Here is a 16,934-nt window from a genome sequence, read left to right on the forward strand (position 1 = left end):
GCAGGACAAGGCAAAGGTGATCGAATGGTATACCAAAGCGGCTGAGGCAGGGAACGGAAAAGCGCAGTTCAACCTTGCGCTGATGTACGACGAAGGAGAGGGCGTGCCGCAGGACAAGGCAAAGGCGATCGAATGGTATACCAAAGCGGCTGAGGCAGGGAACGGAAAAGCGCAGTTCAACCTTGCGGTGATGTACGACGACGGCGAGGGCGTGCCGGAGGATAAGGCCCAAGCGGTTAAGTGGTACACCGCAGCGGCCGAAAGCGGGCTCTTTTCGGCTCAGTATAACTTGGCGATCATGCACAAAAACGGCGAGGGAACGGACAAAGACCTCGCCAAAGCGTACTACTGGGCTTGCCGGGCCGTGTTGGCGAGCAGAGATGACGGCGAAAAGAACGGCAAGGCGGAGGAACTCAAAAAGGACTTAGCGAAAGACTTGGACGCTGAAAAGGCCAGCGAGCAGGAAGAGCAGGCCGCGGCAGATCACGATAAAGCACAGGAGAAGTAGGTAAGTACTGACTTAGGGGCCGAAAGAGAGCGGAACGGCGACTCCTTTCGGCCCATTTTTAAGGCGTGTAAGGGTTGAATATTCCAACAAAGGAGAGCTCATCGTGAAAAAAAACTGGGGTCCTGTGCGGTCTCGTTTGGGCGGCCTTTTCCGCTGCCTCTTGGGCGGCTGATTTGCCCGACTGGTTTAAGGGAAAAGAAAACGATTCCGCGAGCCAGTACCGGTTGGCTCAAGCGTATGACGAAGGCAAAGATGGGGTCGCTGAAGACAAGGCCCAAGCGGCCAAATGGTTCACCAAATCTGCCGAAGGCGGTTATACTAACGCCCAGTTCAGCCTCGCCCGCATGTACCATACCGGCAACGGCGTGCCGGTGGACTTGGCTAAAGCGGTCAAGTGGTACACGAAAGCGGCCCAAGCTGGCGACGAGGTCGCGCAGAACAACCTCGCGGTCATGTACGACACCGGCGAAGGGGTTCCGATCGACAAGACAAAGGCGTTCGAGTGGTACACCAAAGCGGCCCAAGCCGGCTACGCCCCGGCGCAGCATAATCTTGCGCTCATGCACTACAGCAGCCGAAGTTCAGCGGCCGATCAGGCGAAAGCAATCGAGTGGTGCACAAAGGCCGCCGAAGCCGGCGAGACCGAAGCCCAGTACAATCTCGCTCTCACGTACGTCTCCGGCGAGGGAGTCCCCCAAGACGTTGTCAAGGCGGCCGAATGGTTCACGAAAGCTGCTGAAAGCGGTCACGCGGACGCTCAGTTGAATTTAGCGCTGCTGAATTGGAACGGCGTCGGCGTGGAACGCGACAAAGTAAGAGCGTACTACTGGGCCTGCCGGGCGGACCTCGCCGGAGCGGACAAGGCGGTCGGACTGAGAAGCGAAATTGTGGGAAGCTTAGATAAAGAAACGAAACGGGCGCAGGAAGAGCGAGCGCGGGCCCATGACGCTAAAGTGCGGCGGAAATAGCGCTTTTTGCCTGAGGCTCGCAGAGGAACAGCAGACGACGTGCCGGGGGCAGCGCGGGCTGTCTCCGGCACCTTTTTTGCCTGATCAGGGACGTTAACGCAAAGCGCCGCGCCTTTGTCCAGAAAACGGTCCCAACTTTCGGCCGCGCGGGGGAAACTTTAGAGTATGATAGGTTGGTGTTGAGTTTGTCGTTTTGTGGCGCCTCGTTGTTTATGGAAATCTGCGCGGCGAATAATTGGAGGAGATGACGGCGTGAGACGTTTTTTGTCAGTGGCTTGTGCGTGGTTCGTTCTGTCCTGTAATGCCTTCGGCGCGGAACCGGCGTGGTTTGCCGGTCACGAGACCGACCCGGCGGCTCAGGGGCGTCTCGGCTGGGCCTATATGATCGGCGACGGCGTGGAGAAGGACCAGCAGAAAGGGCTGACGTGGCTGAACCGGGCTTCGGCTGCCGGAGACCCGGAGGCTCAGTTCATGCTGGGGTGTTGTTATCATTTCGGCATGGCCGTGCCGATTGACCGCGCGAAGGCGCAGGAGCTGTACCGTTCGGCCGCCGGCAGCGGACACGCCGGCGCGGCGTTCAACTTGGGCAACATGTACTATTTCGGCGACGGGGTGGCGGAAAACCGCGCTGAGGCGGTCAAGTGGTTTGAGGAGGCCGCGTCCCGCGGCCATGCCCGGGCGATGTTCAGCTTGGCGCTGTGCTGCGCGTCCGGCGACGGCGTGGCGCCGGACAAGGCGAAGGCCGCCGAGTGGTACGCCAAAGCGGCGGAAGCCGGCGATCCCAGAGCGCAGTTTCACCTCGGCTCGGCCTATGAGACCGGCGACGGAGTTCCCCGCGACCGGGTGAAGGCGCTGAGCTGGTATAAAGCGGCCGCCGAGGGCGGCGACCCTCGGGCGCAGGAGACGCTGGCCCGGCTTTTTGTGGAAACGCAGGACGGGACGGCTGATCCGCAGCAGGCGTATTATTGGGCCTGTCGGTGCCTTTTGAACGGGGTAAAAGACTCCGAGCGGACGATGGAAAAAATACGGCGGGAAAACGGAATAGCCCCGTCAGACGCGAAGCGGCTGGAGGCGAACGCCGCAGCCGATACGGCGGCACTCCTTCAGAAAAAAAGAAGCCAGCCGATGAAATAAACAAACGGCGCCCAGCTTTCAAAAGAAAGCTGGGCGCCGTTCTTGTTAAAAGTCTATCGGTTCGTGTCGCCTCGGCGGTAGCAGATTTCGCCGCCGATCATGGTGAAGTCAACGGAAGACAGGCTGTCCAGCGGGTCGCCGTTCCACAGGACGAGGTCGGCGTCCTTGCCTTCGGTGATGGAGCCGAGTCGATCTTGTAAATCCAAGTGCTCGGCGCCCGAAAGAGTGACGGCTCGGAGGGCTTCCGCCTTGGTGAGCCCGGCGTTGGCGGCCAGCGACGCGTTAAGGATCAGCGAGTAGAGTGGAATCACCGGGTGGTCGGTGATAATGCAGAAGTGCACGCCCGCGTCCCGAAGGACCGACATGTTCCTCCACGTCTGGTTGTCCAGCTCCGGCTTGGTTCGGGTGCTGAGCGCCGGACCGCAGGCGGCCTTCACGCCGCAGGCGGCCAAGTAGGGCGCGATCATGTGGCCCTCGGTGCAGTGCTCGATCGTCAGCTTCAGGTCGAACTCTTTGGCAATCCGCACCGCGGTGCAGATGTCGTCGGCCCGGTGAGCGTGGACGGAGAAATTAATCCGCCGCTCGAGGACGAGCGCCAGCTCTTCCATGTCCAGCTTGACTTCCCAAGCGTCCCGGTCGCTCTCTTCCTTGGCGGCGTTGCGCTTTTTGCCGTCCATGTAGTTTTTGGCGTCTTGAAGGGCTGTTCTCATGACCGCCGCGTTCCCCATGCGGGTGCTGGGTATGGCGTGACGCTCTTTGTACACGCCGATCGGGTTTTCGCCCAAGGCGGCTTTCATGCAGCTTTCAGCCTTGACGGCCATCTGGTCGACGACCGTGCCGACCGTCTTGAGCACCGCGCCGCGGCCGCCGATGACGTTGCCGCTGCCCGGCAGAGTCTGCACGGTGGTCACGCCGCCGCTGCGGGCCTCGACGAACGCCCGGTCGAACGGGTAGACCGAGTCAATAATGCGGACCTGCGGTGTGACCGGCGACGTCATCTCGTTCTCGTCAGTCATCGAGTAGTGCATTCCCTCCGGGCAGGAGCCAATGTGAGTGTGGGCGTCGACCAGCCCGGGCGTGAGTATGCCGCCGTGACCGTCGATTCGCTCCGTTCCTTCCGGCGCTGAGACGTTTTGCCCCACGCTTAAAATTTTCCCGTCCCGGACGAGCACCATGCCGTCCTTGATCGTCGGCCTGTCCACCGGTTCCACTGTGACGTTATAAATCAGTTTAAGCATCGTTTCCCCTCCTCCAAGATCCGACGGGACGAACCGTCGGGTTGTTCCCCTGTCCTTTGATGAACTCTTTCAGGCCTCTGATGCTGTTGCGCATGAAAAAGCGCTCCCTGCCTTGGACGTCCGGCTTCAGGTCGCCCCATGTGCCCAGCTCGCCGTCGGCGGCTAACAGCCGGTCGACCGTCTCATCGTCGTCCCAGCCTTCCCGAACGACCTGATCGGCGAAAGCGCCCCACAGGCGGAGTTGGGCCAACGCCCGGTCGGGCAGCCGCCTGTCCCGCGACGCGGCGAAGTGGGCGGCGCAGTACAGGGACCAGCGGGCGTTTTTTACCGAGCCGATCGACGCGGCAGTGACCGAAGGCTTTTGTTTCGGCGGGGTGGCCGGCCTCAGCCAAGGAAGTGGCGCCGAGTCGATAAACCACGACGGGTGCCCCAGCGTCCCGAGCGCTTCGCCGCCAAAACACGCCCGCTCGCCCTCCGGCAGGTCGCAGAAAAACGACAGGTGATGAAACGCGTGTCCCGGCGTCCGCAAGGCTTCCCAGCCCGGCGGCAACATCTCCGGGCCGAAAAGCTGGCCCGGCCGGACGGGCGTCATCGGTCCATAAGCGTTGGCCAGCTCCGACCCCAGCGCCGCGCGGGTGTCCTCAGTCAGCTTCTCCGGGGCGGCTAAGTGGGCGAGGGCCTTTTCATGGGCGACTACCTTGAGGCGAGGCCAGCGGCGGGCCAGTTCCCCCGCGCCGCCGGCGTGGTCCATGTGAATGTGGGTGAGCAGCAAATACTCAGGCGTCAGGCCCAGCCCTTCCAGCTGGGCAATCAACGCGCCGGCTGTGCTGGGAGCGCCGCAGTCCACGAGAGTTGTCGGTTCCCCCGTGACGACCCAGCAGGAGAGAAACGTCTCAAAGCCCGCCGGCCCCAGAGGCAGAGGCAGCAGCCGCAGTCCGAGGCGCAGAAGTTCGGTGTCGGTCATGGCGTCTCCTTTCGGCGTTGAAGCTCGCTCAGGCGGTTGATACAATACTGTTACCGCCGGATAGCTGAACTCTATTCTAAACCGTCTCGGCGGTTTTGTGCCGGGAATTTTCAGGTCAAACGCTGTCGGCCGAGAGGAGCGGGGAACGTGAGCGTATCGGGAATTTGCCGAATCGAAACGACGCTCAGTCTTGGCGGGGAAGAAGTACCCGGCCGACTGTACCTGCTGTCCTGCGACTGCGGGGACCTGCTCGACGTGACCTACCTGTTCGAGCGGGACGAAAACCCGCTTAAACCTCGGCGCGGGGTGATCTGTTGGATGCAGACGGCGTTCGTCTTCGTTCACCCCGTCCAGCCGCTTCAAAGGCTTTTTCGCCTCAGATGGCCCAAACGGGGATGGCGTGAACTGGTTCGTCGCGTCCTCGCCGCCCTCGACTTCCTGCCTGGGGTGGTCGCGCGGGCAGCCTTTCTGGCGTGTCGGCGGCCGATGAAAGCCGAGCTCGTCACGCTTTTTTCGCCGCCGGCGGCCGAGCTGGCCGTGGCGGCTCTGCGCCGAATGAAGCTGAACCCGCTCTGTCGGGTCGACGCTGATGGCTCGGTGACCCTGTGCGAGATGGCTCTGCCTTCTGTGCGACTGCCCGCTTGGCGGGCTTTTGAGTGGGGCATGACAGGCTTCGTCCGAGTGCCAGCAGAGCTTTTGGGGTACGCCGACGGATCTTCGTCGATCTGCATGAATTAATACCTAGAGAACGAGCGGCCGCAAAGTGCGGCCGCTCGTTTTTTTGAATGCCTAGCCGATGGTTCGGGCCAAGAAGGACATCAGGTTCTCCCCGAGGACGCCTTGAAGCTCGCCGTCGGTGAAGCCTTCGTCGATGAGACAGACGGTGAACTCAGGCGTCGCCGTGTGGCCGCCCAGCGCGTCATGTCCCTGACCAGCGGGGGCGAACCGGTCGCAGAAGTCGAAGCCAAAGCACAGGTGCTCCGAGCCGATCAGCTCCTTCACGTGTCTGGCGTGGAGCGCCAGCTCGTGCGGCGTCGCGTTTCGCCAGTCCGGATCTGTCGGCCGGCGGAGCCGATCCGGCGACGGAATGACAAAGCCTGAAGAGCAGTTTGTCCCCATCACGCCGCCTGCCGACGCCAGACGGGTCATCTGCGCGTCCGTCAGGTTGCGCATGGTAAACGTCAGGGCCCGGCAGTTGGAGTGGGACGCGAGGAACGGAACGCCCAAGGCGGCCAAATCGTCGAAGCCTTCGTCGTTCAGGTGGCTGACGTCCAAGTACATGCCCAGACGCTGAGTTTCCTTCACCAGCTGAACGCCCCAATCGGTCAGGCCGCCCTTTTTTCCTTCCGGACGGGGAGCGAAAAACGCCCCGTCGGCGGCGGCGTTGCGGCGGCTCCACACCAGCCCGACGCCGCGGACGCCCAGCTCGTAAAAGACCCGGAGCAGGTTCAAATCCGTTCCCAGCGGGTCGACCCCTTCAAAGGACAGCAGGACAGCGACCTGGCCGGCCGCACGGGCCCGGCGAATCTCATCGGTCGAACGGCACAGCGCGACCGAGCCGCCGCACTCGTCTAGCTCCTCGTGAAAGCAGGCGATCTGATCTAAGGCGTGACGCAGAGCCATCTCGGGAATGTAACGGTTTTCGACGAAAATCGACGACACAATCAGGTCGACGCCGCCGGCACGGAACTCCGGCAGAAAATCGTCCCGTAGGACGTGAGAGCGGCCTTTCTCGAGCCGTTCTATCGCCAACAGGGCGAGCAGGTCAAAATGAGCGTCAGCCACAAGAAACTCCCGGTGAAGCGACCGGGCTCGGTCGAGAGAAGAAGTCAATTAAACGTCCTTTCTTGCCTGCACGGCAGGCCAGCGCAATTCAAACCGCTCCACAACGGCGGTCATATCCTTTGGAAGAGAAGCTAGGACCGGAAGGGCCAAAGAAGACGGAACGGGAAAGCGGGCCTCGGCCAGAGCCCCGGCCATCGCGTCGATCGTGTCCGCGTCGCCGCCAAAACGGCAGGCTCGAAGCAGCGCGTCCTCAAAGCTCGCTGCGCCGAAAAAGGCGGAAAACGCCAGCGGCAGGGTGCCGGCGCAGGACGCGTCCCAGCCCCGGTTGGCCAGAGAAATATCCCACTCGGGAACGGCCCAGCCGAACGTATCGGTGAACCAGCGCTTTATTTCCCCGTCGCTTTGGCCGTGTCGGGCGAGAAAAACGCCGCCGGCTACAGCCTGAGCGCCTCGAATCCCGTCCGGGTGGCCGTGAGTGACCGAGGCGGACTCGTTGGCGAGGGCTAAGCACTCGGAGAGGGAAGACGCCACCCAGCCGATCGGCCCAGCGCGCATCCCGCTCCCGTTCCCCCAACTGGCGCGCCGTTGCGTCGGATCTCCGACCGCCAGCCAGCCAGCGAAACCCGGGCCGTACCCAGCCAGCGGATAACGATTTCCCCAGCTCATATAGTACTCGGCAAAGCCGGCCGCGTCTGTCCGTCCGTCGAGCAGGGCTTCTGCCGTGGCAACCGACAGAACCGTATCGTCGGACCAGCGGCAGGCCGGCGACAGAAGTTGAGTTAAGTTTTTCGGTGCCGGCCGCCCCTCGTAGGGCGAGCCGCAAAAGTCGCCGATGATTGGCCCAATCATAACGTTCCTCCTTCAGCCGTCAGGAGGGCGGCGGAAATCGTCTCAGGCTCCCTATTATATGACGCCATGACGGGAACGAAGAACCGCGAAAGACGCAAAGCCGGCCTGCTGTTCAAAAACGGACAGCAGGCCGGCTCGACGTGGAACAGGTGCAACACGCGCGGGTAAGGGCTTGAAATTGTCGCGCCCGTGAAGGCGCGACTCTACCTTGGAAGTATCAAACTCGACGGATTGATTGTTTCAATTCACGCGCCCGTGTAGGGCGCGACAGCTGTCGGATGTCTTTGCTGCTCGGAAGGTACGGGTTTCAATTTGCGCGCCCGTGTAGGGCGCGACCCCCCAAGAGGTCGTTGGTCGTTGGTAAACTATCTGTTTCAATTCGCGCGCCCGTGTAGGGCGCGACCCCCAAGAGGTCGTTGGTCGTTGGTAAACTATCTGTTTCAATTCGCGCGCCCGTGTAGGGCGCGACAGACGTGGATCGATAGGCAAGGTGTATGCCCCTTGTTTCAATTCGCGCGCCCGTGTAGGGCGCGACCGGTCACCAGCCACGGCGCGGGACCTGTGAGCGAGTTTCAATTCACGCGCCCGTGTAGGGCGCGACCGCCGGGCATAACTGGAGCATGAGCGGGTACGTTGTTTCAATTCGCGCGCCCGTGTAGGGCGCGACCATAGGTTTAAAACGCCCTGAGCGAAGGTCGCCAGTTTCAATTCGCGCGCCCGTGTAGGGCGCGACGACCGCCGCTCGACAGCCCGCCGATCATGGTCAAAAAAGGCGTCTGGTAGTTGCCCACAAGAAAAAGTTCGCCCACATAGTTGGGAAGATTAAAAGTAGTTGCTGCTCCGTTTACGTTAGGCATGGTGTTTTAACCTCCTATTTTTTCAAAAAGTTGTTTTTTGTAGATCATTGCTTCTTCGATATTCCCGCTTTTCAGCGCGTTCGCGTACAACATCTGCAGGTCGTCGGACGCTTTCGCGCCTGCCGCGGGAGTTCCCGCACCGCCGGCACTCTTTGCCGGGATGATTTTTTTCAAGGCCTCGATATCGGCCTTGATGGCTTCCTCGTCCTCACCGCGAACGCGGTCCGCCAGCTCGGACGGCAAGCCTGCCGCCGCCGCAAGGCGAGCTTTTAGCGCCGAGAGCTCCATAGCCTTGATCTTAGCCTCGAGCTCCGTCACCTTCGCCTGCGCCGCGCCAAGGCCCTGCTTCGCTTTGTCATGCTCGCTCATCTGTCCTTCTTTGAGCTTGTCGAGCTCGGCTTTTGCGGCTTTCAGCGCGTCATAATCCGCGTACTTCTTCCGTTCGCGCTCGAGGCGATCCGCGACCACGCGGTCGACGTCCGCCTGCGTGAACGTCTTTTCTCCGGCACTTGCCGCCGTATTGGTGGTGCTGATGTTCTGGTTCTGATTATTAGTGCTTTCTGCCATTGTCGTTTCCTCCTGATTTTTCCGTCTCAGTGACGTAATTTAAGGTACGAAAAAAGCCGCCCTCCTGCGAGGTGCGGCTTCTGTGTTGCCTTTATTGTTTGGGGCGCTTGTCCGGGTGGTGCTTGTAGTACAGATCGTCTTCGTTGTGATCCCAATTAGGGCTATCAGGAGTGAGGGGCGTCGTTATCCCAGTAGCCGTATCAAGCATAAACTGTTCGCCGGTCTTGCCGTCCGTGCGGAAAAAAATATGATCCTGCGCCCAGCGAGTTGCCAATGACATAAACCTCACTCCCTTCATTGTTTTTCTTGTTTATATCTTACCACAAAAACCAAAGATTTTCCCTTGTCTTCCTTAAAAATCCGTCGTTCTTCTTTGCGTACAATTTCGAAAACAGCGTTTTTGTTCACCAACACCTCATACTCATCGATATTTTCCGAGCAGCCTCGAATAGATGCGCCGTAAGGAAGTCCGCCTTGGATAACAACCACTACAGAACGTTCGTTTGCCTTTTGTTTCGAGAACTCGTTTGCGACGTGCAACTTGCTTGAAGCGCTGGATAACGCGCCTTCTTGATAATTATCGCCCACTTGGAGCTGATTCATGATTTTATAAGCCGCGTCCCCGGAGACGCCTCTATACAGATCCTTGTGCGGAGGATAGACAGGGGCGACATGCAGCCACTCTTCAATGCGTTCGCCTTTCTGGTAGTAGGGCGATTTTGTGTCGTCCAGCTGTTGCGCGGCACGGATTTTGCCGTACCCCCCGCCCTCAGTCGTGTAGTCGTAGATATCCTGGCGTATCTGCTTGGCTTCGGCGTCGCTGATCGTCTGACCAGCGCGTTTGAAGTCGGCTTTGATGATGTCTGCCGTCAGCTCGCCCGGCTCCAGATGACCGCGCGCTTTGTCGGCCGCGCCGCCGCGCATCCACTCCGGCAGCGCTTGCTCCTTGGAATCTACCCCCTCGAGGAAAAGAGAACTTGCGTGCCGGCAGTTCGGGTGAAACAGCCCCGCTCCTTCCGCCTCTGTCAGCGTCGGATAGCCCGGAGTCTTGCCCGTCAGGCTCAGCACTTTGCCGTTCCACGGCGCGCACATCTCGCAGGTCGGCGTATGGTAGCTGATCTGGATCAGATCTTCGCCGTGTTCGGCAAACTCGTTCCACGTGGCGGCGTTGTGCACCTGCATCAGCGTCGTTCGGCTCAGCATCTCCGCATAGCTGCCCATGTTCCAACTGCGTCCGGCGCTGTCGGTTTCAATTCGCGCGCCCGTGTAGGGCGCGACACGATAGAGACGTAACGGCTGCAGGTGAACCGAAGTTTCAATTCGCGCGCCCGTGTAGGGCGCGACGCAACGGCTACAGTCAGGTCGCGCCGGACGGGCTGTTTCAATTCGCGCGCCCGTGTAGGGCGCGACAGCTGTCGGATGTCTTTGCTGCTCGGAAGGTACGGGTTTCAATTTGCGCGCCCGTGTAGGGCGCGACTTCAGGTGGTTCTTTGCGCTGGACGCAGTCCCAGTTTCAATTCACGCGCCGGTCGAGCAGGGGGTCGCCTGTGGCAACTGAGGGAGCGTCGGAGCAGCGGGTTGGCGGCAGAGTCGCGCGAAGTTTTTAGAGCGCCGACCGTCCCTCGGGGGACGAGCCGCAAAAGTCGCCAATGATCAGGCTAACCGTGACCGCTTTCCTTCAAACGCTGGCGTTTTTCTAATTATAAGACGTCGACCGAGAACTGAGAACTGTGGAAAAGCAAAGTCGGCCTGCTGTTCAAAAACGGACAGCAGGCCGGCTCAACGTGGAACAGGTGCAGTACGCGCGGCTGGGTAAAGACTTGAAATTCACGCGCCCGTGAGGGCGCGACGTAATAGTTTAATAAACTAAATAATATGGTTTCAATTCACACGTCAAACTGCAGAAGAGGACGGAACGCTAGGTCTGTTTGTGATAGACGTTTTTACCGCGCGTTGCAAAGAGTATAGCATGACAGTGTTCGGTTATTGTACAAGTGCACGAAGATGAGGCATGGCTATCGGCGCCAGAGTGGCGATACACAGCGTTAGTATGGGCATAAATGAAAGAAGATCATAAGTTGCTAGGTCGAATAACTTCGTCGTGATGAATTGATCACTTGACAAAGATAAAGAAAAGACGGATACTCATTACAATGAAATTTTAAAATAAATTATATGGAACATTTCATATGTTGGGGCCAAAGGAGGTCGCAAACCTTGAAAGCAATCGCTCACACTCGACGCGAGGAAGACCATCTTATCGAACAGACAGTAGAAGAGCACGTTCGCGGCACTGCCGCGCTGGCGGAGTCTTTTGCTAATCAATGGGGAGATGGTTTTTGGGGGCGGCTCGCTGGGATGTACCATGATTTAGGTAAAAGTACGTGTCAGTGGCAAGAATACTTGCGCGTTCAAGACTATGACGAGAGCGCTTCCTCAGAAAGTTCCGAAGATGAAGACAAGGACGACGACAAGAAGAAAAATCCTATTCATAAAGTATCACACAGCGAAGCCGGAGCGGCCGCCGTACTGGAAGGCTTTTGGGACAACTGGGACGAGCCGAACGTTTCAGGACCTTTGACTGGGTTGGCCTACGCCATTGCCGGCCATCACGCTGGGCTGGCTGATTGGCGCACGGGCGGCCGCGGGGCGCTCATCAACCGGCTGGCGACGAAAAACGGCGATCTGGACGTCAGCCGCCTTCTGAATCCCCTTCGGCAGGCGCTCGGGACAGGTGCGCGGCAGGTGGACTACCCGGCCGAGCTGACGCGTCTCGATTCAGTAGCGTTGAACTTGAATGAGGAAATCCGCCAGTGGCTTGAAAAATGGTTTGCCGATGACGGTTCGGAGGATGTCCCGAGAGAATATCTCAATCTATGGGTTCGAATGCTTTACTCGGCTCTGGTTGACGCGGACTCGCTAGACACCGAACGATTCTGCCGCCCCGACCAGGCCGCACAACGGTCCCGCCAGTTCGACATGCAGGACCTGAAGCACCGGTTCGACTCTTATATGGACGAAAAGGAACGGCTGGCGGAAAAAAGCCCGGTCAACGAAGTCAGATCGAAGGTACTCGGCTGGTGCCGACAGGCCGGTCACTGCGAGCCCGGCTTCTTTCAGCTGACCGTGCCGACCGGCGGCGGAAAAACGCTTGCGTCTCTGGCTTTTGCTTTGGAACACTGCTTGACAAATGGTAGGCGCCGAATCATCTATGCAATACCATATGTTTCGATAATCGAACAAACAGCGGACGTGCTGCGCGGCATCTTCGGTGACACTGGGGCAGTTCTGGAGCACCACTCCAATATCCTGCCGGAGCGCGAAACGCTTCAGAACAAACTAGCGGCTGAAAACTGGGGTGCGCCGATTGTGGTCACCACAAACGTTCAGCTTTTCGAGTCCCTGCTGTCCGACCGTCGAGTGCTCTGCCGAAAGATACATAATATTTCCCGCAGCGTCATCATTCTCGACGAGGCCCAGATGCTCCCGCTGCAGCATATGCGCGGCGTGCTGTCCGTCCTGAAAGGACTGGTTAAGCATTTCGGCGTGACCGTCCTTCTGTGCACCGCAACCCAACCGGCTTTAACGCGGACTTTTAGCGACGGTCAGAACGTTTCGTTTCCCGGTCTGCCGGAGCCTCGCCAAATTGTTCCGGCGGGCGCGGACCTTTATCAAAAGCTGTTGCGGGCCGAATGGGTACGGGATTACAACCCGACCCAGCCGCGAACGTGGGACGAGCTGGCCGACGACTTGCTGAAACACCAGCGAGTCCTCGCCGTCGTCAACCGGCGGGGCGACTGTCGGGAGCTGTACGAAGTGATAAAAAGCCGCTCCGGCGAGAATTTATTCCACCTGTCGGCGGACATGTGCCCTCAGCACCGGAGCGATCGAATCGGCGAGATAAAAGCACTCCTGAAAGACGAGAGCAGGACCGTTCGCGTGATCAGCACCCAGCTCATTGAAGCGGGAGTCGATATCGATTTTCCGGTGGTCTTTCGGGCGCTCTGCGGGCTTGACTCGGCGGTTCAGGCCGCTGGCCGGGCGAACCGGGAAGGGCAACTGAACAAGCTGGGCAAATTGGGGCAGCTGTACCTTTTCTCGCCGATGAAGCCGTCTCCCGTGGGACTGCTGCTCAAAGGCGAGCAGACCTTCAAGGCCATGCTGGGCCAAAAGACGGAGTTTGATTTGTTTTGCCCGTCAGTCATAAAGGAATACTTCAACAGGCTGTATCGGGACGTCGGGACGTTTGACCAGTCAAAATACTACGAACTGCTTGTGGAAAACGCTGAGTGTTTTGAATTTCAGTTCCGCACGTTTGGAAGAGATTTTCACATGATTGACGACGAAGGACGTCAGAGCGTTTTTGTGGCCTACGGGGCCGGAGCAGAACTGATTGGGGAGCTCAAACGCAATGGGGCGAATCCCCAGCTGCTGCGGGCGCTTCAGCGGTATTCGGTGAGCATTCCGGAAAGCAAACTGAAAGAACTCCGGTATTCTGGAGCTGTTGACGAGACGGATGAAGGATATTTTGTCCAGTCCGAGGCGTTCGTGTACGACTTGGAAACCGGAGCCATCGGCCAACCGTCAGTAGGATTTTTTATCCGATAAAAATTTCAACGTGAAAGGAGGGAAGCAAATGGATTTTTTTAACAAAAGTTTTTGTCTGGAGGTGGCGGGAGACTTCGCGTGTTTCACCCGGCCGGAAATGAAGGTTGAGCGGGTGAGCTACGACGTCATCACGCCGTCGGCGGCACGGGGAATTTTTACGGCCATCTTCTGGAAACCGGCGATTCGGTGGATTATCAGAGAAATTCACGTGCTTGAGCCGATTCGCTGGCTGTCGTTCAGGCGGAACGAAGTTGGCGCCCTGATGAAGCTCAGTTCCGGCGGGCTGTGCATCGAAGACCACAGGCAGCAGAAAGCGTCGATTCTCCTTCGGGACGTGCGGTACCGATTGGTCGCCGAGCTGGAGTACATCCCGCCTCACAAGCGTCCGAGGACATTCTTGCAGGTGCCGGACTGCTTGGGGGACGAGAACGAGCGGGAAATTATTCGGTCAGGGGAAAACCCCGGAAAGTACTACGGGATTTTTGAGCGCCGAGCCCGAAAGGGGCAGCACTTTATGGCGCCATATTTGGGGTGCAGAGAATTTTCCTGCAGCGAGGTGCGGTTGATAGACCACCCGGAAACGGAGAAACGCCAGCCGATCGACGAAACGAGAGACTTGGGAATTATGCTGTACGACCTTGATTTTTCGCGGCCGGAGGACCCGCAGCCGGCGTTTTTCAGGGCCAAGATGGACCGGGGAATTATTAAAGTCCCCGACTGGGAAAGCGAGGCGGTATTGCGATGATTCTGCAGGCGCTGTACGAATACGAGCAACGCCGCCAGAAAGTGGGAACAGGCATTCCCACCGGCTGCGGCGACGTGGAGTTCAAGTTTTTGGTGGAAATTGATTCAACCGGCCGATTTCACCAGTTTTATGACATGCAGGAAGAGCAAGTCGGGCCGAAAGGGAAATCGTTCCTCAAAGGCAAACGGTATTTTGTGCCGGATACGGTCAGTCGCACGAGCGGAGTGAAGGCAAAAGTTCTGTGGGACAACGCCAAATACCTGTTGGGTGCGGAAATCGACAAGGAGAAAAAAATCCACACGGCGCAGGACGATCAAGGCCTTCGCCAGCGGCTGGACGCGTTTATTCAAGAAACGAAGGACTGCCTAAAACGGTCGAAAGACCGGACCCTTTCTAAGGAAATTCAGGCGATCATCAATTTTTACGAAAATCCAGAGGGCTTAGACGCCGCCCTAAAAGACCTAACGCTGGGAAACGTCCTTGAAGCGGGCGGGAACTTGACGTTCCGTTTAATTGACGGTGACCTGCCCGTTCCGGCCCAAGAGGCGGCCAGAAATCTGGCAGCCTTTGAGCCCAGCGAGGAAGGCGTCTGCCTGATTACTGGCCAAAGGGCGCCGCTGGCCCGAATTCACTCGGACTTCTTGATTCGCGGGGGAAAACAAACCGGCGCGTCGTTGGTGAGCTGCCAGAAAGACTCGGGATACGACTCATATTACAAAGAACAGGGCTACAACGCGCCGGTTTCCCAAGCAGCGGCTTTCGATTACGCCTCAGGGCTAAAACAGCTCCTCGCCTCGGAGAAGAACAAGGCCATCATCGGAAAAGACACCTATGTGTTTTGGTCGGTTCCGAAGGACGCGCCGATCGGCGGCGAAAATCCGGCGTCAGAAGGGAACTTTCGGGCCGTGTTGCAGGGAGACCCGGACAAGCAGGTCGGCCGATTAAAAGTCGTTTTTGACCATATCCGTCAGGGAACCGATCTGGTCGTCGAAAAAGGGCGCTTCTGCCTCTTGGGACTGACCGCAAACTCGGCAAGAATTGCCGTCAGGCTTTGGCGGGTGGACAGCACGGAACACTTTGCGGCGAACCTGCGCCGTCACTTGGAGGATACGGCCATCGACGCCTACGGCGGCCAAGTCGTGAACTTCCCGCTGGACCGAATCCTCTGGGCAATGGCGTTGGACGGAAAAATCGAATCGCTGCCGCCCAACATTCCCAGCGGATTATTGTCCAGCGTGGTGGACGGCGTGCCGTACCCGTTGGCTGGCTTCCAGCGGGCAATCGTACGGATTCGGGCAGAACAGGAAGTGAGGCCGGAACTGGCATCACTCCTTCGAGGGACGCTGAACCGGTGGCGAACTTCAGCGGGCGAACAAAAGGAGGTCTTTGGCGTGAAACTGGACGACGCGAGTCAAGATCCCAGTTACGTTCTGGGCAGGGTATTTTCTATCTTAGAGTCAATTCAACGGATCGCTCAGGGGGAATTGAACAAGAGCATTACAAGTCGGTTTTTGGGCGCTGCGGCGTCCACGCCCGGAATCGTGTTCCCAAAGCTTTTTAAGTTATCAGTTCACCATCTGCAGAAAATATCGCAAGATCGTCTTCCACGCGCCGTATGGTGGAAAAATAAGCTCGCCAGCGTTATGGAAGGGGTCGGCGAATTTCCCAGACAGCTAAACCTCTACGAGCAGGGGAAATTTTTCCTCGGCTACTATCACCAGAATCAGGACGTGTCAGCAAAAAAAGAGGATCTTCAGCTGAATAACGATGAAGAAAGGAAGGAACAGCAGAGATGACGACTTTAACGAACCGATACGACTTCGCGTTTTATTTTGACGTGCAGGACGGCAACCCGAACGGCGACCCCGACATGGACAACCAGCCGCGGATCGATTTGGAGACAGGTCACGGTCTTGTCAGCGACGTGTGCTTGAAACGAAAAGTCCGCAACTACATCATGATGGCCTGCCGGACGCCGGAAGGCCAGCCCAAAGAGGGATACGAGGTTTTCATCAAGGAGAAGGCCGTCCTGAACACCATGATCGGCCAAGCGTGGGACGACGCGGAGAAAAAATCTTCCGGCGAGAACAAGAAAGATGGAAAGAAAGATAAGAACCCGCAGGTTGAAATGGCCGCTCAGCAGCTGATGTGCGCGCGTTTTTACGACGTCCGCGCCTTTGGAGCGGTGATGTCAACCGGCAGCAGCGACAGCGGCGGGAAAAAGACCGCCGGGCAGGTTCGCGGTCCGATTCAGCTGACCTTCGCCCGCTCGCAGCTGCCGATCGTCGTCGCGGAACACTGCATCACTCGCATGGCCGTCACCAACGAAAAGAACGCGGAAAAAGAACGGACCATGGGCAGAAAATTCACGGTTCCGTACGCCCTGTACTGCGCTCATGGCTTCGTCTCTCCGTTTTTGGCCCAGCAGACCGGGTTCTCCGAAGAGGACATGGAAATTTTCTGGGACGCGCTACTGAACATGTTCGAAATTGACCGGTCAGCCGCCAGAGGCTTGATGACCGCCCGTCGGCTCGTCATCTTCAAGCACTCGTCCGCGCTAGGTTCCGCCCCGGCGGCCGACTTGTTTGAAAAGATCGCCGTTGCAGTGAGCGACGGCGTCACGCCTCGGTCGTTCGGCGATTATCGGCTGACGTTGGACGGGCAGGAGCTGACTGAGCGGAAAAAAATCGTCCTGATATAGAGAAGGATGT

At 58.5% G+C, this 16,934-nt stretch carries 15 protein-coding genes, 1 pseudogene and 1 CRISPR repeat array; of the genes and pseudogenes, 8 read left to right on the top strand and 8 right to left on the bottom strand.

Features of this window, described 5'->3' with window-relative positions; all coding sequences use genetic code 11:
• From HMPREF1249_RS04910 to HMPREF1249_RS04920, 3 genes are all read left to right on the top strand, one after another.
• Positions 1 to 508 (top strand): tetratricopeptide repeat protein (locus HMPREF1249_RS04910; protein ID WP_021775930.1); only part of this gene is annotated, 508 nt, incomplete at its 5' end.
• A 173-nt stretch (positions 509 to 681) separates the two neighbouring features.
• Positions 682 to 1,476 carry a tetratricopeptide repeat protein gene (locus HMPREF1249_RS04915; protein WP_008523307.1) on the top strand — a complete coding sequence of 265 codons (795 nt, stop codon included), beginning with the start codon at positions 682 to 684 and terminating at the stop codon, positions 1,474 to 1,476.
• A gap of 252 nt (positions 1,477 to 1,728) precedes the next feature.
• The gene (locus HMPREF1249_RS04920; protein WP_021775939.1) at positions 1,729 to 2,610 is read left to right on the top strand and encodes a tetratricopeptide repeat protein; all 882 of its coding nucleotides are present in this window, start codon (positions 1,729 to 1,731) and stop codon (positions 2,608 to 2,610) included.
• 53 nt (positions 2,611 to 2,663) lie between these two features.
• Here HMPREF1249_RS04920 and HMPREF1249_RS04925 read toward each other — a convergent pair whose 3' ends face one another.
• Positions 2,664 to 3,848 carry an amidohydrolase gene (locus tag HMPREF1249_RS04925; RefSeq protein ID WP_008519417.1) on the bottom strand — a complete coding sequence of 395 codons (1,185 nt, stop codon included), beginning with the start codon at positions 3,846 to 3,848 and terminating at the stop codon, positions 2,664 to 2,666.
• A complete protein-coding gene (locus HMPREF1249_RS04930) occupies positions 3,841 to 4,812 on the bottom strand; it encodes an MBL fold metallo-hydrolase (protein ID WP_021775933.1) in 972 nt (323 codons plus the stop codon). Before HMPREF1249_RS04930 ends, HMPREF1249_RS04925 begins: the two co-directional genes overlap by 8 nt.
• Positions 4,813 to 4,959: 147 nt before the next feature.
• Here HMPREF1249_RS04930 and HMPREF1249_RS04935 point away from each other — a divergent pair, with 147 nt between their 5' ends.
• Positions 4,960 to 5,550 carry a hypothetical protein gene (locus tag HMPREF1249_RS04935; protein WP_008519414.1) on the top strand — a complete coding sequence of 197 codons (591 nt, stop codon included), beginning with the start codon at positions 4,960 to 4,962 and terminating at the stop codon, positions 5,548 to 5,550.
• A 51-nt stretch (positions 5,551 to 5,601) separates the two neighbouring features.
• On the opposite strand, the gene HMPREF1249_RS04940 is transcribed toward HMPREF1249_RS04935, so the two are convergent.
• The 6 genes and pseudogenes from HMPREF1249_RS04940 to HMPREF1249_RS07840 all read right to left on the bottom strand — a co-directional run bounded on the left by HMPREF1249_RS04940 (position 5,602) and on the right by HMPREF1249_RS07840 (position 10,322).
• The gene (locus tag HMPREF1249_RS04940) at positions 5,602 to 6,645 is read right to left on the bottom strand and encodes a dipeptidase (RefSeq protein ID WP_008519412.1); all 1,044 of its coding nucleotides are present in this window, start codon (positions 6,643 to 6,645) and stop codon (positions 5,602 to 5,604) included.
• Positions 6,646 to 7,446 carry an ADP-ribosylglycohydrolase family protein gene (locus tag HMPREF1249_RS04945; protein WP_008519410.1) on the bottom strand — a complete coding sequence of 267 codons (801 nt, stop codon included), beginning with the start codon at positions 7,444 to 7,446 and terminating at the stop codon, positions 6,646 to 6,648. It lies immediately after the preceding gene.
• A gap of 237 nt (positions 7,447 to 7,683) precedes the next feature.
• Positions 7,684 to 8,179: a CRISPR direct-repeat array (repeat unit 32 nt; unit sequence GTTTCAATTCGCGCGCCCGTGTAGGGCGCGAC).
• A gap of 22 nt (positions 8,180 to 8,201) precedes the next feature.
• Positions 8,202 to 8,303, bottom strand: a pseudogene (locus tag HMPREF1249_RS08225) (SU10 major capsid protein); the annotation flags it as partial.
• A gap of 6 nt (positions 8,304 to 8,309) precedes the next feature.
• Positions 8,310 to 8,870 (bottom strand): capsid assembly scaffolding protein Gp46 family protein, encoded by a 561-nt coding sequence (locus tag HMPREF1249_RS07795; protein WP_021775938.1) that lies wholly within the window; start codon positions 8,868 to 8,870, stop codon positions 8,310 to 8,312.
• 91 nt (positions 8,871 to 8,961) lie between these two features.
• The gene (locus HMPREF1249_RS04955) at positions 8,962 to 9,150 is read right to left on the bottom strand and encodes a hypothetical protein (RefSeq protein ID WP_021775925.1); all 189 of its coding nucleotides are present in this window, start codon (positions 9,148 to 9,150) and stop codon (positions 8,962 to 8,964) included.
• A gap of 14 nt (positions 9,151 to 9,164) precedes the next feature.
• Complete coding sequence (locus HMPREF1249_RS07840; RefSeq protein ID WP_446718519.1) at positions 9,165 to 10,322, bottom strand: phage minor capsid protein; 1,158 nt, start codon at positions 10,320 to 10,322, stop codon at positions 9,165 to 9,167.
• A 765-nt stretch (positions 10,323 to 11,087) separates the two neighbouring features.
• On the opposite strand from HMPREF1249_RS07840, the gene HMPREF1249_RS04965 reads away from it, so the two are divergent.
• From HMPREF1249_RS04965 to cas7c, 4 genes are read left to right on the top strand one after another with little or no spacing between them, the layout of a single operon-like run.
• Entirely contained in the window at positions 11,088 to 13,478 is a 2,391-nt protein-coding gene (locus tag HMPREF1249_RS04965) for a CRISPR-associated helicase/endonuclease Cas3 (RefSeq protein ID WP_021775932.1), read from the top strand.
• Between the two features lie 28 nt (positions 13,479 to 13,506).
• Positions 13,507 to 14,223: a type I-C CRISPR-associated protein Cas5c gene (cas5c, locus tag HMPREF1249_RS04970; protein WP_008519404.1), complete on the top strand. Its 717-nt coding sequence runs from the start codon at positions 13,507 to 13,509 to the stop codon at positions 14,221 to 14,223.
• Positions 14,220 to 16,019 (top strand): type I-C CRISPR-associated protein Cas8c/Csd1, encoded by a 1,800-nt coding sequence (gene cas8c / locus HMPREF1249_RS04975; protein WP_008523302.1) that lies wholly within the window; start codon positions 14,220 to 14,222, stop codon positions 16,017 to 16,019. The genes cas5c and cas8c overlap by 4 nt, the downstream gene beginning before the upstream one ends.
• Positions 16,016 to 16,924, top strand: a complete 909-nt coding sequence (gene cas7c, locus HMPREF1249_RS04980; RefSeq protein ID WP_008519400.1) for a type I-C CRISPR-associated protein Cas7/Csd2 — start codon at positions 16,016 to 16,018, stop codon at positions 16,922 to 16,924. The genes cas8c and cas7c overlap by 4 nt, the downstream gene beginning before the upstream one ends.
• The last annotated feature ends 10 nt before the right edge of the window (positions 16,925 to 16,934 follow it).

Origin of the sequence: Jonquetella sp. BV3C21, from assembly GCF_000468895.1 — a bacterium.
In the GTDB taxonomy this organism is placed as follows: domain Bacteria; phylum Synergistota; class Synergistia; order Synergistales; family Dethiosulfovibrionaceae; genus Jonquetella; species Jonquetella anthropi.